A 14,573-nucleotide genomic window follows, 5' to 3' on the forward strand; every position below is an offset into this window, starting at 1 on the left:
GTTCAGGAGTCTACAGCGGGACGGTGACGCGCTCCAGGAGCCGGCGGATGCCCGCGCGGATGAATTGCCCGTAGCCGTCCTCGGCCAGATCGCGCGCGGCCGCCAGCGCCTGTTCGGCAGAGGCTCGAGCTCCTGCGAGATCGCCGACCACGCGGCGGGCCTCGCCGAGGTTCAGGTGCAGCGACGGATAGAACTCGCGCAGCGACAGGGACGGGTGCAGGCGCTTCAACGCCGCGTCCGTCAGCCCCTCGGCGGCCTGCAGCGCCCGCTCGTCCCACTGCAGCACCGCGAGCGGATCCTCGTGAGTGTCGGCGAGGTAGTGCGCCAGCACGCAGCGGGCGGCCGAGTCGTCCGCGAGCTCGTGCCACAGCGCGAGCAGCTGTGCGCGCGCGCCAGGGCGATCGCCGGCGTGGAGCGCGACGATGGCGGACAAGATCCGCTCCAGCCTCGCTTCGTCCCGTTTTTCAAAAGACTCGGCGAGCCGGCACAGCGCGTCGGCCGACTCGTCACCGCTCAAATTCAACGCCACGAGCGTGACGCCCTTTGCCCCCTGTCCCTGCTCCGCGCCCGTCTGCCACGGCCAGTCCTCGAGCTCGAGCGTCCAGTCGGTGACGTGCGCCTCGTGGACCCACCGGCCGCGGCCCGCGAGGCGCAGCGCGTAGGCCGGCTCGGGCCAGTTCTCGTCGCCCGGGTCGAACACCAGCGCCCCGTCCGGCACCTCCGCCCAGGCGACCACGTCGCCGACCTCGTATGTCCGATCGGTCATGTCGCCTCGTACGCGCCACGATAGTCGAGGGCCCGGCCCCTGCGCCAGGCCTGCGCCGGGCTCCACGACGACTGCGACGCGATCTCGTCTTCCATCACTCGGTGTCGACGATCCACACTGCGATCTGCGCGTCGGGCAGCGTCGAGCGCGTCAGCAGCCACAGGGTGTCGTCGCCGACCACCGCGTCGACCACCAGCTCGCTGCGCTCGAAGCCGAGCGGTCGCCGCCACGTCTCGGTGCGCAACAGGGTGTCGAGCGCGTCCGGATCGGGCGCCAGAGTGCTCGCCACCAGCTCGCACGGCTGCTCGACGATCTCGCCGGCCTGCGCCTCGCAGCGGCACTTGTCGCACAGGCACAGGATGTCGAAGTAGGAGCCCTCCTGCCACGTGAGGCTCACCTCGTGGGGGCACTCGAGGTGCCACGCGCGCACCACCTCGGGTCCGTTCTGCAGGCCGACGCCCCAGGCCTCGGCGCGCGACTCGACGCACGGCGGCGCCGCCTCGCAGCCCCCGGCACACGTCGGCGTCGGGCATTCGACCGTCACGCCGCCGAGGATCTCCTCATAAAGCCACGGCTCGCCCGCGACCAGGCGCGTCGGCTCGCCGAGGTCGCGCTCGGTCATCACCACCCCGTGCGCGCCGTCGCCGAAGGACGAGATCACCGCGGTCAGCGGCCGCCCCCCCGCGAAGTCGCCGATCCGCACCAGCGGCGCGCCGGGCTGGTCGGCCGGGGCCTCGAGGTCGCGCACGAACAGAAACGTCCCGTCGAGCTCGGCGGAGTATTGCGACCAGCTCATCTTCAGCGCGCCAGCGACCTCGTGCAGCCAGATCGTCCACGCCTCGGCCCCGGCGATCAGCGGCTGCTCGACGCGCCCGCCGGGCAAATCGTACAGCGCGTGAATGTCGGCCTCGCCGACGGTGAAGTACGCCATCGGCACGTCGTCGGGGCGCGTGCGGGTGCCGAGGAACCACTGGATGTCGTCGCGCACCGCTGTCGGGATCGAGTAGCCCTCCGGATCGATCTCCGCGTGCGGCGGGTAGAGGATCGTCGGCGGGCTCTGCCCGTCCTGGAACCATAGCTCGATCTGCCCGCCCTGCCCCGGCATCAGCTCGCCCGAGCGCCCGCCGAACGTGTTCTCCGTGACCCACATGTCCGCGAAGGCGCTGCCCTGCGCGGTCAGCAAGAACGCCTCGTGCTGGATGCCGAAGGTCGGCACCGCCTGCGTCTGCACGTACAGCGCGGCGTCGCCGAGCGGTGCCGCTGCCAGGTGGGGGTAGAAAGCGGCGCCGTCGCACTCGAGGCGCAGGACACCCCGGATCTGGCAATCCTCCGCGCCGGCGCAGGCGGCCTCGTGCAGCTCCAGGGCCGGGATCAACTGACAGCGCTGGATCGGCGCCGGCCCCGGCGGCTCACCGGTGGTCGGCAGCCCGCCGGTATCGCTGCTCGTCGTGACGGCGGTGGTCGTGCCGGTGGTCGTCGGCGCCAGCGTCGTCTCCGGCGGCTCGCCGGTCGTCGAGGTCGTGATCGTCGTCGTAGTCGCCGCGCCGGTGGTCGCGTCGGTGTCGAACTGGGACAGGTCGACGCAGCCGACGACGAGCATTGCTGGCATGACCCTAGCGACATGTCGCAAAGTACAGACAAAAATCGCGGGCCGGACGCGCGGGCGGGGCGAGCTGAATAGAGGCATCGCCATAACATAGTAAGCACACCCGGCGGCCGGCCCGCGAGCCGCGCTCGGCCCGCCGTGGCGGCGATCACCGAGCCCGGGCAAAATCGGGCGAAGATTCGTATGTCTTTGCGGGTCGGTGTAGGGCCGCGCCGGCGATCACCGAGCAAAAACGGGCGAGGATTCGTATGTCCTTGCGGGTCGGTGTAGGGCCGCGGCGCCGGCGGGGCCGCGGCGACCTACAATGTTCATAGCAGCGGCAATGACCGGACCGCGCGTCAGAGCGCTTGCAAGATCTGGCGGATCTCCGCCAGGTCGGCGTCGCCGGGAAGCGCCGCCTCGGCGCGCTCCAGGGCCGCGAAGGCCGGGTCGAGCGCGTCGGTGGTGGTCACCGCCTCGCGCACGGACTTGAGCGCCTCGGCGTAGGCGAACACTGCCGCGCCCTTCTTGAGCATGGGCGACTCCGCGGCCAGCACCTCGCCGAGCTGCAGCGAGACCTCGACCTCGCGCTGGGCGAAGGTCACCGCGTCCTTCCACTGGGCGACCACGGTGAACTCGGCGTCGAGGTCGAACTCGGCCGGGGCGCAGGTCTCGATGGTCTGGTGGAACACCATCGCGTCGTTCGGCGCCAGGTGTTGCGGCTCGATCTCGGCCGGGTCGGCGGAGAACTCCTCGCCGCTGAACTTGACGATCGAGAAGCCGGGCGGCATCTCGAGGCGCACGCGCACGTCGCGGGCGGCGACCGCCATCGTCTGGACGAACCGCTCGCCGAACATCCGCCGCGCCTCCTCGGCCGAGGGGATGAACAGCGAGGCGCCGCGGCCGACGTCGGTGACGGTGTCCATCAGCGAGTCGTTGTAGGTCTCGGGGAAGCCGACGCCGACGCCGACCAGGTAGATACCCTCCTGGTCCTGCGCGCCTGCGCCCTGGGAGATGATCCCGGTGTCGGTGACGCCCGCGTTCGCGCCGCCGTCGCTGACCAGGACCACGCGGTTGAGCTTGGTCGCGTCGAAGTGCTTGTGCGCGAGCTCGTAGCCGGCAGTCAGGCCGCCGTTGAGGTCGGTGCCGCCGCCCGCGGCGAGGCCGTCGCACACCTCGACGAGCGCCGGATCGTCGGCGCCCGCGACCGCGTGGCCCGACAGCTTGATCGCGTTCTCGGTGTCCCAGCCGACCACCGACACGACGTCGCCGGCGCGCAGGCTGCCGGCGATCTCGCGGCACACCGCCTTCTGCATGTCCATCGGGAGGCCGTCCATCGAGCCCGACTCGTCGAGCACGAGGGTGACGTTCATCAGCCGCCGGTCGGCGTTGCCGATCGCCTCGCCGGCGACGCCGATCTGCATGACGTACTGCCCCTCCGGCATGCCGTCGACGCGCGTCAGCTCGGGCGTCACGGTGATCTGGCCGGGCTGGGCCGTCGGATACTTGAACGAGTAATAGTTGAGGAACTCCCACGTCCGCAGCGGCACGCTGCCGAGGCTGCGGCCGTTCAGGATCGCCTCGCGTGCCTGCACCGGCGACGACGTCGAGTTCGAGTCGTCGGGCGACAGGAAGAGCGTCACCGGCGTCTCCATGTCACACGCCGGACCGTCACCCGCCTGCGCGTCGTCCGGGAGCTTCGGCGTCGGGTCCTCCTCCGGCGTCTCGCCCCAGCCGTCGTAGTAACCGCCGCTGGCACCGTCGTCGCCGCAGGCGCCGGTGAGCGCGGCCAGCAGCGGAAGAATCAGCGCGCCCCGTCGACCGGCGCGCGCAAGTGCAGTGCAATGAAGGTGTAAGCCAAGCATGTTCGCCCTCCCCCGCGAAGTAACCGCGGCGGCCGGGCGAATTGCGGCGCGCGAGAAAAACCGCCGCGGCCCGGCCGACGAGCGCGGCGGCCTCGGCAGGAGCGGCCCGGGGACCGCACGGCCCGCGGGCGCGAGGGACGCTCCGGAGCGCTTCTTGCGGGTCGGCGCGCCGGTCTGTTACCGTGAACACCCGTGGCGGACGCCAGCGATTCGCAGCTGCTCACGGCCTGGCGGGGCGGCGATCAGGCGGCCGGCGAGGCCCTGTTCGCCCGTCACTTCGCGTCGATCGCCCGCTTCTTCCGCAACAAGATCCACGGCGACATCGAGGAGCTGATCCAGCGGACCTTCCTCGGCTGTCTCGAAGGACAGCAGCGGTTCAGCGGCGAGGGCAGCTTCCGCGGGTTCCTGTTCGGGATCGCGCGCAACGTGCTGTACAACCAATTGCGGACGAACCACCGCCACGGCGCGCCGCTCGACCTCGACGAGGTGTCGCTGTGCGAGCTGGGCCCGACGGCCAGCGCGGTGGTGGCCAAGGAGCAGGAGGAGCAGCTGCTGCTCGACGCCCTGTTCCGCCTGCCGCTGGCCCACCAGTTGGTGATCGAGCTGTTCTACTGGGAGGAGCTCAGCGTGGCCGAGATCGCCGAGGCGCTGGGGGTGCCGGTCGGCACCGCGGCGACCCGGCTGCGCCGCGCCCGGCAGCTGCTCGAGGAGCAGATGGCGATGCTGACCAGCTCGCAGGCGGTGCGCGAGCGGATCCCGTTCGGCTTCGAGACCTGGGCCCGCAACCTGCGGGCGCAGCAGTAGGCCGCCATGGACCCGGAGCGCCCAGGCCCGCGCCCCGGCGCGCTGTCGGACCTCGAGGCGAAGCTGCTGGCGGCGAAGGTCGGCGGGCGGCTGTTCCAGCGGCCGGCCGAGCCGGTGCAGCTCGGCCGCTACCGCCTGCTCGGGCGGCTCGGCCAGGGCGGGATGAGCGTGGTGTTCCGCGCCCAGGACCCGCAGCTCCGCCGCGAGGTCGCGGTCAAGCTGCTGCACTCGCCGCGCGGCCAGCCCGACCCCGAGCAGCTGGCCCGCCTGCGCCGCGAGGCCCAGGCGCTGGGCCGCCTGTCGCACCCCAACGTGGTCCAAGTGTTCGAGATCGGCGAGGCCGACGGGCAGTCGTTCGTGGTGATGGAGTTCGTGCGCGGGACGACGCTGCGCGAGTGGCTGCGGGCCCGCCCGCGGGCGCTGGCGGAGGTCGTGGCGATGGTGTCGCAGGCCGGTCGCGGGCTGGCGGCCGCGCACGCGGCGGGCATCATCCACCGCGACCTCAAGCCGGAGAACGTGCTGGTCGGCGAGGACGGGCGCGCCCGCGTGGTCGACTTCGGGCTGGCGCGCGCCAACCCGGGCGCGGCGGACACGTCGACGGGCAGCCTCGACGCGCCGCTGACGAAGTCGGGCACGGTGCTGGGGACGCCGGCGTTCATGGCCCCCGAGCAGCTGCGCGACCCGGGCCGCGCCGACGCTCGCTCCGACCAGTTCAGCTTCTGCGTGATGGCCTACGAGGCGCTGCTCGGCGAGCGCCCGTTCGAGGACCTGGCCGCGGTGGCCGCGGGCCGGCTGCGCCCGCCCCCGCCCGGGACGCCGGTGCCGACCCGGCTGCGCGAGGCGCTGCTCCGCGGGCTGCGGACCGACCCGGCCGAGCGCTGGCCGACGATGGACGCGCTGCTGGCCGCGCTGACGGCCGCGGACGGCGAGGCGAAGGCCGGGCCCCGCCGACGCCGCTGGCTGATCGGGGCCGGGGCGCTGGCGCTCGTGGTGGCGGCCGTGCTGGCGGGGCGGGCCTGGTCGGCCGACCGCGAGGCGCGGGCGATCGAGGCGCAGGCGACCGCGCTCGAGCAGCGGTTGGCCCGACTGCTGGCCGCCGGAGAGGTCGCGGCGGCCGACGCCCTGCTGGCGGACGTGAGCGAGGCGCAGGCCGGCCGGGCCTGGGCGAGCTGGGCCCGGCTGCTCGAGCAGGCTCCGGGGCGGTCGACCGGGGCGGCGTGGGCCCACGCGTACGTGTTCGCGGGCTCCCACGCGCAGGCGCGCCGTGCGGCGCTGCTCGGGCTGGCCCGCGCGGCCGTGGCGAGCCGCGACGCGGGGCGCTCGCGCGCGTCAGGGCCGGGGCGCGTGCGCGCGGACGCGCATCCCGGCGCATCGGAGCCGACGCCCACGCGCGCCGACGCGCCTCCCGACGCCTCGGAGCCGGCCACCACGCGCGCCGACGCGCATCCCGGCGCCCAGGAGCCGGCGCCCAGGCGCGCGGACGCGCTTCCCGGCGCATCAGGACCTGCGCTCGCGCGCGCCCACGCGCCTCCCGGCGGCAATGAACCGACGCCCACGCGCCTCCCGGCGGCGACTCGGCTGGCCGGCGCGCTCTCTGGCTCCGACCCGACCCCGCCGCGCGCCGACAGCCGTATCGACCCGGCCGGGGTGCTGGCGCTGATCACCGCCGAAGCGCCCGAGCTGCTCTCCACCCCCGAGCTGGCGCCGCTGCACGCCGCGACGCGGGCCGCGGGGGCTCCCGCGCTTCCGGCGGGCCCGCGACCCGACCTCGAGGAGCTCGCACGACAGCTCGGCGACGCCGCGGCGCCGCCCGAGGTCATCGCCCTCGCGCGGGCGGGGCTGCTCGACCTGGCGGCGGCGACCCTGCTGACCCTCGCGGGCCGGGCGGAGGCGCCGACGCGGGCGCGCTGGCAGCTCGCGGCGGCGACGCTCGTCGCGGCCGCCGGCGACGGGCCCCGGGCGCTGGCGCTGGCGACCGCCGCGGCGCAGGAGCCGACGGTCCGCGCGGCTGCGCTGGGCCAGCAGGTCGCGCTGCTCTCGCGCGACGGCCACATCGAGGCGGCCGCGGCGGCCCTGGCGGCCCGCCTGGCCGAGACGAGCCTCGACGACGCGGCCCGGCGCGAGACCGAGGCGCTGCGCGACCGCCTGGCGGCGATGCTGGGCGCCCGCTCGCGCCTGCCGCTGCGCTTCGGCGAGACGGACGCGTGGATCGACGTCGACCCGGCAGCGCTGCGCGGCGACCCCGTCGATCACGCGCTGGACGTCGCCGGCGACACCGGCCTGCTCGCGGCCTGGTCGCTCGAGCTGCGCGCCGATCGCCTGCTCGTGGAAGTGGACCTCACGGCGTCGTCGCTGACGCCCGGGGCCGCGTTCGCGGTCGCGGTGACCGGCGCCGAGGCCGAGGCCCAGGTGGGCCTGCGCGTCGTGACGGGCGAGGACGAGGCGCCGGAGCTCGCGCTGACCTGCGGCGCCGCGCCCCGCACCGACGACGCCAGCGCCGCGCCCTCCACCGACGCCAGCGCTCCCCCTCGCCGTGGCGCAGCAACGCCCACCGACGCCGGCGCTGCCCCTCCCACCGACGCCGGCGCTCCTCCTCGCCGCGGCACTGCAGCGCCCACCGACGCCAGCGCTGCCCCTTTCGGCGTCCACGACACGCGCCTCGGCCCCGCGCCCGCCGACCCTTCCTCCGTCCCGCGGACCCTGCAGCTCGACCTCGACCTCGCCGCCGGAACCGCCACCTGTCGCGTCCGCGACGCGCAGCGAGCCACCCACGACATCGTCGCGCTGCCGGGTGCCTGGCGCGCGGGCCCGGCGTCGCTCGAGCTGCGGGGCTCCGCGGCGCCGGCAGTGCCCATGCAGGTGCGCCTCCGCGGCGTCGAGCTGCTCGGCGCCACGCTGGGCGTCCATAAACCGGCCTCGCCGCTCCCGCGGGCCGCGGCGCTGCTGGTCGACGGCGATCCGCTCGCGGCGATCGACCTGCTCGCGGACGTCGCCGCTTCGCGCGCCCGGCTGTGGCAGGCGCTCGCGGCGATCCGGCTGCACCGCGGGCGCGACGTCGCGGCCCTGCTGGAGCGCGCCCTCGCCGACGAGCCGGCCCTCGAGCTCGAGCTGCAGCGATGGCTGCGGAGCGACCCCGACGGCCTCGCCCCGGCCCTGCGGCACGCGCTGGGCGAGGCGCGCTACCTCCAGCTATTCGCGCGCGCGTGGAGCCACGAGACAGGCGCCTCGCGCCTCTCGCCCGCGATCGTGCGTCGGCTTCTCGCCGAGCTCGGCGGCCTCGACGAGCGCTGCGCCGGCGCTGGCGCGTGCGCCGAGCTGCACCGCGCGCACGGCCGGGCGCTGGCCCAGATCGGCGAAGCGACGCGGGCGCGGCGGGCCTTCGAGGCCGCGCTCGCGGTCGCGCCGGCCGACGCCTCGGGCCGCGCGCTCGCCAGCCAGCTCGTCCTCGATCTCGCGCTGGTCAAGGCGCCATGACCCGGCGTGAGGCAGCCGTCGCGCGCGGCCGCGAGGTCGTCGCCGCGAGCCCTCGGCGCGGCTCCGGCCGGTGCGCGACGCCGATGTCCTCGTCGCGGGCCCTCGCGCGGCTCCGGCCGGTGCGCGACGCCGATGTCCTCGCCGCGGGCCCTCGCGCGGCTCCAATCGAGCGCGACGCGGATGCCGTCCCCGCGGGCCCTCGGCGTGGGCTCCAGCCGGGGCGCGACGCAGATGCCGTCGCCTCGGCGCGGCCCCAGCCGGGGCACGACACCGATGTCGGGCTCTCGCCGCGGGCTCCAGCCGATGTGGCGACGCGTCGCCCGCAGTTGACGGACCTGCACCCGCATGCTGTGCTTCCCACCGGCGATGCGCAGGACATCCTTATTATTAGGTCTTTGCGGCGGAGCGCTGCTGAGCGGCTGCGGTGACGACGGCAGCGGCGTCACGACCGGCGGGCAGATGATGTACACCACCCACGGCAGCGTCAGCGACGGCCTCAGCCCGGTGGGCGATGTCATCGCCGCTCCGGGCGACGGCGTGTTCGGCGTGCAGAGCGGCGGGGGGGTCGGCCAGATCCGCGACGGCTGGACCGTCGAGTACCAGAAGATCCTCGTCTCGCTCGGCACCGTCACCTTCACCACCGCCGCCCAGGACGACATCGAGGTCGCCGCCGACTTCGTCATCGACCTGCAGAGCCTGCCGGTCGGCGGCACCCTGCTCGAGCGCACCGATGTCCGCGAGCGCGCCCGCAAGGTCGCCTTCACCCTGCCGCAAGCGAGCTCGGGCCGGACCCGGCCGCTGGCGCCGTACACCCTCGAGCAGGACGCGAAGCTGATGGTCGACGGCGGCTACGCGATCTACGTCGAGGGCACGATCGAGAAGGCCACCGGCATGTCGTGCAGGCCCGACGTCCCCTCCGACTGCGTGCCGGCCCCGCTGATCCGGTTCCGCTGGGGCCTGCCGCACGGCGTGGCCTACGACGATTGCGAATGGATCGACTCGACGGTCGCCAATCCGAGCGTGACTTTGACGTTCCCCGCGATCGACTGGCTGCACACCGCCGTCGGCGCCGACAGCCCGACCTTGCGCGCCCAGTGGATCGCCGACGCCGACCTCGACCGCGACGGCGAGACCACCCTCGACGAGCTGCAGGCGATCGACGCGGCCACCCTGCTGACGCGCCGCCGCGGCTACGACCTGTCCGGCGCCATCGACCCGATCGCCACCGTCTACGACTTCTTGCGCGAGCAGACGCGCGCCCTCGGCCTGCGCAGCTGGGGTCGGTGCGGCTCGGCCAGCAACCTCTGAGCCTCAGCGCGCCTCGCGGCCCGGCACGAACAGCGCGAGCGCGCCGGCCAGCGCGTCGACCGTGGCGAAACGCTCGTGGCGGTCCTTCTGCAGGCAGCGCAGGACGATCTGTTCCAGGCCGGGCGGCAAGTCGGGCCGCCACTGCGACAGCCGCGGCGGCTGGGCGGTCAGCACCTGGGCGCAGACCTCGGTCATCGACTCGGCCTCGAAGGGCCGGATGCCCGAGAGCATCTCGAAGAGGATGACCCCGAGCGACCACACGTCGCTGCGGACGTCCGTCGTCGTCGCCTCCACCAATTGCTCGGGCGACATGTAATGCGGCGAGCCGGCAGTATCGAGCCCGGACGCCGCGTCCTTCGGCGCCGCCTCGTCCGGCTGCCACGGCCTCGCCACCCCGAAGTCGAGGACCTTGACGATCGGCGGGCCGGCCTCGCTGCGCGCCAGGAACAGGTTCGACGGCTTCAGATCGAGGTGGAGGATCCCCGCCGCGTGGACCTGCGCCACCCCGAGGCACGCCTGGTGCAGCAAGTCCGCCGCCTCGCCCGCCGGCAGGCTCCCGCGCCGCTCCAGCAGGGTGTCGAGGTCCGTCCCGAGGAGGCGCTCCATGACGATGAAGGGCGCCCCGTTGCCGAGGTTGCCGGCGTCGAGGATCTGCGTGACGTGATCGCCGTGGACGCGCATCAGCACGCGGGCCTCGCGGACGAATTTCTCGAGCATGTCGGCCTCGAAGCGGGCGTCGGGCAGCAGGAATTTCGAGCCCGATCACCGCCGGCCCTGGCGTGACCTGTCCGAAAGAACATCCATGCTGGCGCCCCGCCCGCCACGAGCGCCTCCGCGCTTGCCGGGCCTCACGATACCTGTCCGAAAAGACATTCGCTACCGGGCCGCCCCGCGGCCTGCCAGCGCCGCAGCCCGACCGCCCTCAGCGTCTCCGCGAGCGAACCGGAGCCGAGACGATACCTGTCCGAAGGGACATCGCACCCGTCCGCCGGCAAGCGCCTCGGCGACTGCTCCCCGCCCTGCTAGCGCTGCAGCCAGGCCTCGACCATGCCCAACTCCTCCGCGAACGCCGAGCCTTCCTCGCGCAGCGTCGCGGCTGCCTGTTCAGCCAGGTCACGGCTGCGCGGCGGGTCGCTGGTGGCCAGGGCGCGGGCCAGGCGGAAGCGGGCCTCTGCGAGCTGGTGCCTGGCGATCCCGCCCTTGCTGCGGATCTGCACCGCCCGCTCGAGCAGCGGCGCCGCCGCCTCGGGTCGCTCGCGGGCCAGCTCGAGCTCGCCGAGGGCGACCAGCACCTCCGCGACCTCCGGTGTGTCGCGGCCGAGGCTCTCGCGGATCGCCAGCGCCTCGGTCAGGCTCGCCTCGGCCTCGGTGCGGGCGCCGCGGGCCAGGTGGGCCTCGCCGAGGCGCAGCAGCGACGTCGCGGTCGCCGGGTGCTTGCGCCCGCGGGCCCGCGCCGAGATCGCCAGCGCTCGCTCCAGCGTCGCCACCGCGGCCGCCGGGTCGCTGCGGCGCTGCAGCATGCCCAGAGTGTTGAGCAGCGGCGCCAGGTCGGGGTGACTCGCTCCGAGCGCCTTCTCGGCCATCGCCGCCGCCTCGCTCGCCTGCGCCAGCGCCTGCTCGCGCTCGCCGCGGGCCGCCGACACCAGCGCCAGGTTGCGCAGCGAGCTGGCGATGTCGGGGTGACCGGCAGGCAGCATGCGCTGCTGGATCGCCAGCGCCCGCTCGTGCAGCGCCTGCGCCTCCGCGTAGCTGCCGATCCGGTAGTTCAGGGTGCCCAGGCTGTCGAGGATCGCCACCACCTCGGGGTGCGACTCGTCGAGCTTGCGCTCGCGGATCTTCAGCACCCGCTGCAGCAGCTCGCGGGCCTTCAAACGGTCGCCCTCGAGCAGGGCGAGCAGCCCGAGGTTCTGCAGCGTCACCGCGACGTCGAGGTCGTTCGGCCCGAGCCGGGCCTCGCGGATCGCCAGCGCCCGCGTCAACAGGGCCCGGGCCTCGGCGTAGCGGCCGCGCACGTGCTGCAGGCGGCCGAGGTTGTTGAGCGCAGTCCCGACCTCGAGGTCGTCGGGGCCGAGCGCGTGCTCGGCGACCGCCACCGCCTCCTCGAGCAGCGGCAGCGCCGCGTCGTAGTTGCCGCGCTGCTGCTCGAGCAGGCCGAGGTTGTTGGCCGAGACTCCGACCGCAGGGTGGTCGGCGCCGAGGGCCTCGCGGCGGATCGCCAGCGCCCGCGTCTGCGCCGCCAGGGCCGCGTCGAGCGACTCGCGGGTGCGGTGGATCCCGCCGATCACGTCGAGCGCCACCGCCACCGTCGGGTGATCGGGCCCCAGCAGCTCCTCGCGGATCGCCAGCGCCTGCTCCATCTCCTTCAGCGCCAGCTCGTACTCGCCGCGCGACGCGTGCACCAGCGCCTCGTTCTGGGCCAGGCTCGCGCCCAACAGCCCGCGCGTCTCGCCGAGCCGCTGGACGATCACCTTGGCCGGCAGGGCCCACTGCAGCGCCTCGGCCGCGCGGCTGCGGTCGCGGCCGATCGTGCCGACCAGCTGGATCGCCGCGCCGGCCGCCACCTCGTCGGCGCGCAGCGCCTCCGCCTCGACGTAGACCTGACGCAGCGCCTCCTCCGCGCGGTCGAACGCGTCGCCGCACTCGGACAGGTCGGCCACCAGGTCGCGCGCCGCCACCACCAGCGGCGCGTGCGGCAGCGCCTCGGCCGCGGCCAGCATCGCCTCGGCCTGCGGCAGCCCGCTGCAATCACCGGCCGCCAGGCGCCCGCGGGCCTGCTGCAGCTCGCGGCGCAGCGCGTGGACCCGCTCGCGCGTGGCCGCGTCGTCCGGCGGCGCCGGCATGCGCTCGAGGTAGCTCTTCTCGGCGCACGGCTCCAGCTGCGCCAGCCCGGCCACCGCCGGCACCAGGCGCTGCACGTTCCCGACCGAGTCGGCGGTGAACACCTCGAGCAGCGCCGCCAGCGTCTCGCGCTGCTCGTCGAGGCACGCCACGGCCTGGCGGTACAGCGCCGGCGAGCGCGTGCCGTCGACCTCGGCCTCCGTGCACACCTGCGAGCGCAGCTCCGACCACGACCCGGCCCAGCGATCGATCCGCGGCAGCGCCTTCTGGTACGACGACTCGGCGAACGGCGCCCCCGTGGCCAGCAGCGCCGTGTGCAGGGCCGCCTGGGCCCGCTCGTTCCAGACCGCCTCGATCTGCCGGCCCGCCGCCGCGCAACCGGCCACGCTGCGGGCCCGCAGCCCGAACACCCCCAGGGTCAGCAGCACCGCCGCGAACAGCCCGAGCACCAGCGGCCGCCGCCGCTGGCGTGCAAGCCCCCGCTCCAGCTCGGCCAGCAGCGCGTCCATCGACTCGAACCGCCGCGACGGCGAGCGCTGAAGCCCGCGCTCCAGCACCTTGCCGAGCCACGCCGGCGCCCGCCGCTTACCCTCCGGCGCCCGCGCCAGCGGCCCCTCGGTGACCGCGAACATCAGCTCGTGCACCGACTCGCCGCGGAACGGCCGCTCCTGGTACAGCGCCTCCCACAGCGCCACGCACAGCGCGAACTGGTCGGTGCGCGCGTCGACCTCGTCGTCCTGCCACTGCTCGGGGGCCATGTACGCCGGCGTCCCCAGCCGCGTCCCCGCGCGCGTCAGCCGGACATCGGTCGCGCTGGCGCGCAGGTCGCCCGGCAGGCTCGGCTCGCGCGACAGCCCGCCGAGCCCGGCGCGTGCCAGGCCGAAGTCCATCACCCGCACGCGCCCGTCGCCGTCGACCATCACGTTGTCGGGCTTGAAGTCGCGGTGGACCAGGTCGACCCGGTGCGCGGCCGCCAGCCCGCGGGCCGCCGCCCCGAACACCTCGACGATCTCGCGCAGCGAGCGGGTCCGCTGGCGCAGCCACGACCGCAGCGTCACCCCGTCGACGAACTCCATGGCGATGAAGACCTCGGCCTCCTCGCCGTCGCCGACCACCCCGACGTCGTGGACCGCGACCACGTTGGGGTGGGCCAGCCGGGCCAGCGCCCGCGCCTCGCGGATCATCCGCGCCGCCTCGCCGGGGCTGGCGTCGGAGCGCAGCAGCTTGAGCGCGACCTTGCGGTCGAGCTCGGGGTCGTGCGCGGCGTAGACCGCCCCCATCCCGCCGGTGCCGAGCAGCGACAGGACCACGTAGCGCCCGACCACGTTGCCGCGCGTCCGCGTCGGCCGGGCCGCCTCCTCGCCGGTGGCCCCGAGCCCGCCCGTCGCCGGCAGGGTCTCGGAGATCCCCAGCAGCGCGTCGCGCTCCTCCGACGGCCGCCCGCTGGGCGGCGACACCTGCAGCAGTGTTCGTTCGTCGTGGTCCACGGAGCGGCGGCCGATCGTCATGCGGACCTTAGCCCGGGTGGAGTACCCGCGGCCCGGGAAAAAATTGCCCGCCGGGTGCAAAAACTCCGAGGTGGCGGATCCGCCCACCCGCGGCGAGGACGCCCGCGCGGCAACGGCGGCACATCGATGTGCTCCTAAAAACATGTCCGCAGGGACATCTTATTCTTGCGGCGCAAGACGCCTGCTGCGTGCCGTCGGCCGCCAGCTGTCGACCGAGAATTTCATCCTCCGCCAGCACACCTGGCACACGGAGATGGTCCGCCGGCTCTTCCGGCTGAGCGAGAGCAGGATGGTGACCTCGTGAACGACCAGAAGAAAAAGCCGCCGCCACCGGTAACCTCGCCTCGCATCTGGCCCACCTCGCACAGCCCCTACACACGCCTATTCCGCGCCTCTGAGCCAAATCGGCCGAGGCTCGTGCGGAC

9 protein-coding genes are annotated in these 14,573 nt (G+C 74.4%); 4 read left to right on the forward strand and 5 right to left on the reverse strand.

Translation table 11 applies throughout. The annotated features are described in order from the left end of the window. Window positions 1–10: 10 nt before the first annotated feature. The 3 genes from OV090_RS38185 to OV090_RS38195 all read right to left on the reverse strand — a co-directional run bounded on the left by OV090_RS38185 (window position 11) and on the right by OV090_RS38195 (window position 4,216). The gene (locus OV090_RS38185) at window positions 11–766 is read right to left on the reverse strand and encodes a hypothetical protein (RefSeq protein ID WP_267709719.1); all 756 of its coding nucleotides are present in this window, start codon (window positions 764–766) and stop codon (window positions 11–13) included. A gap of 94 nt (window positions 767–860) precedes the next feature. Then, window positions 861–2,375, reverse strand: coding sequence for a hypothetical protein (locus OV090_RS38190; protein ID WP_267709721.1), 1,515 nt, complete (start codon window positions 2,373–2,375; stop codon window positions 861–863). A 335-nt stretch (window positions 2,376–2,710) separates the two neighbouring features. Continuing rightward, window positions 2,711–4,216 (reverse strand): VWA domain-containing protein, encoded by a 1,506-nt coding sequence (locus tag OV090_RS38195; RefSeq protein WP_267709723.1) that lies wholly within the window; start codon window positions 4,214–4,216, stop codon window positions 2,711–2,713. A gap of 192 nt (window positions 4,217–4,408) precedes the next feature. On the opposite strand from OV090_RS38195, the gene OV090_RS38200 reads away from it, so the two are divergent. The 3 genes from OV090_RS38200 to OV090_RS38210 all read left to right on the forward strand — a co-directional run bounded on the left by OV090_RS38200 (window position 4,409) and on the right by OV090_RS38210 (window position 9,802). Beyond that, on the forward strand, window positions 4,409–5,020 hold the full coding sequence (locus OV090_RS38200) for an RNA polymerase sigma factor (protein WP_267709725.1): 612 nt from the start codon (window positions 4,409–4,411) through the stop codon (window positions 5,018–5,020). A 6-nt stretch (window positions 5,021–5,026) separates the two neighbouring features. After that, window positions 5,027–8,494, forward strand: coding sequence for a serine/threonine-protein kinase (locus tag OV090_RS38205; RefSeq protein ID WP_267709727.1), 3,468 nt, complete (start codon window positions 5,027–5,029; stop codon window positions 8,492–8,494). A 366-nt stretch (window positions 8,495–8,860) separates the two neighbouring features. Beyond that, a complete protein-coding gene (locus OV090_RS38210) occupies window positions 8,861–9,802 on the forward strand; it encodes a hypothetical protein (RefSeq protein ID WP_267709729.1) in 942 nt (313 codons plus the stop codon). Between the two features lie 3 nt (window positions 9,803–9,805). On the opposite strand, the gene OV090_RS38215 is transcribed toward OV090_RS38210, so the two are convergent. Then, a complete protein-coding gene (locus tag OV090_RS38215; protein WP_267709731.1) occupies window positions 9,806–10,519 on the reverse strand; it encodes a serine/threonine-protein kinase in 714 nt (237 codons plus the stop codon). A gap of 305 nt (window positions 10,520–10,824) precedes the next feature. Next, entirely contained in the window at window positions 10,825–14,148 is a 3,324-nt protein-coding gene (locus OV090_RS38220) for a serine/threonine-protein kinase (RefSeq protein WP_267709733.1), read from the reverse strand. A gap of 142 nt (window positions 14,149–14,290) precedes the next feature. Here OV090_RS38220 and OV090_RS38225 point away from each other — a divergent pair, with 142 nt between their 5' ends. Next, on the forward strand, window positions 14,291–14,452 hold the full coding sequence (locus OV090_RS38225; protein WP_267709735.1) for a hypothetical protein: 162 nt from the start codon (window positions 14,291–14,293) through the stop codon (window positions 14,450–14,452). Window positions 14,453–14,573 lie beyond the last annotated feature (121 nt).

Source organism: Nannocystis sp. RBIL2 (genome assembly GCF_026626745.1).
Taxonomy (GTDB): Bacteria; Myxococcota_A; Polyangia; order Nannocystales; family Nannocystaceae; genus Nannocystis.

Coding starts and splice junctions, on each gene's coding strand:
- OV090_RS38195 (WP_267709723.1), bottom strand. CDS start 4,216: ATGCTTGGCTTACACCTTCATTGCACTGCACTTGCGCGCGCCGGTCGA.
- OV090_RS38225 (WP_267709735.1), top strand. CDS start 14,291: ATGTCCGCAGGGACATCTTATTCTTGCGGCGCAAGACGCCTGCTGCGT.
- OV090_RS38190 (WP_267709721.1), bottom strand. CDS start 2,375: ATGCCAGCAATGCTCGTCGTCGGCTGCGTCGACCTGTCCCAGTTCGAC.
- OV090_RS38210 (WP_267709729.1), top strand. CDS start 8,861: ATGCGCAGGACATCCTTATTATTAGGTCTTTGCGGCGGAGCGCTGCTG.
- OV090_RS38205 (WP_267709727.1), top strand. CDS start 5,027: ATGGACCCGGAGCGCCCAGGCCCGCGCCCCGGCGCGCTGTCGGACCTC.
- OV090_RS38215 (WP_267709731.1), bottom strand. CDS start 10,519: ATGCTCGAGAAATTCGTCCGCGAGGCCCGCGTGCTGATGCGCGTCCAC.
- OV090_RS38220 (WP_267709733.1), bottom strand. CDS start 14,148: ATGACGATCGGCCGCCGCTCCGTGGACCACGACGAACGAACACTGCTG.
- OV090_RS38185 (WP_267709719.1), bottom strand. CDS start 766: ATGACCGATCGGACATACGAGGTCGGCGACGTGGTCGCCTGGGCGGAG.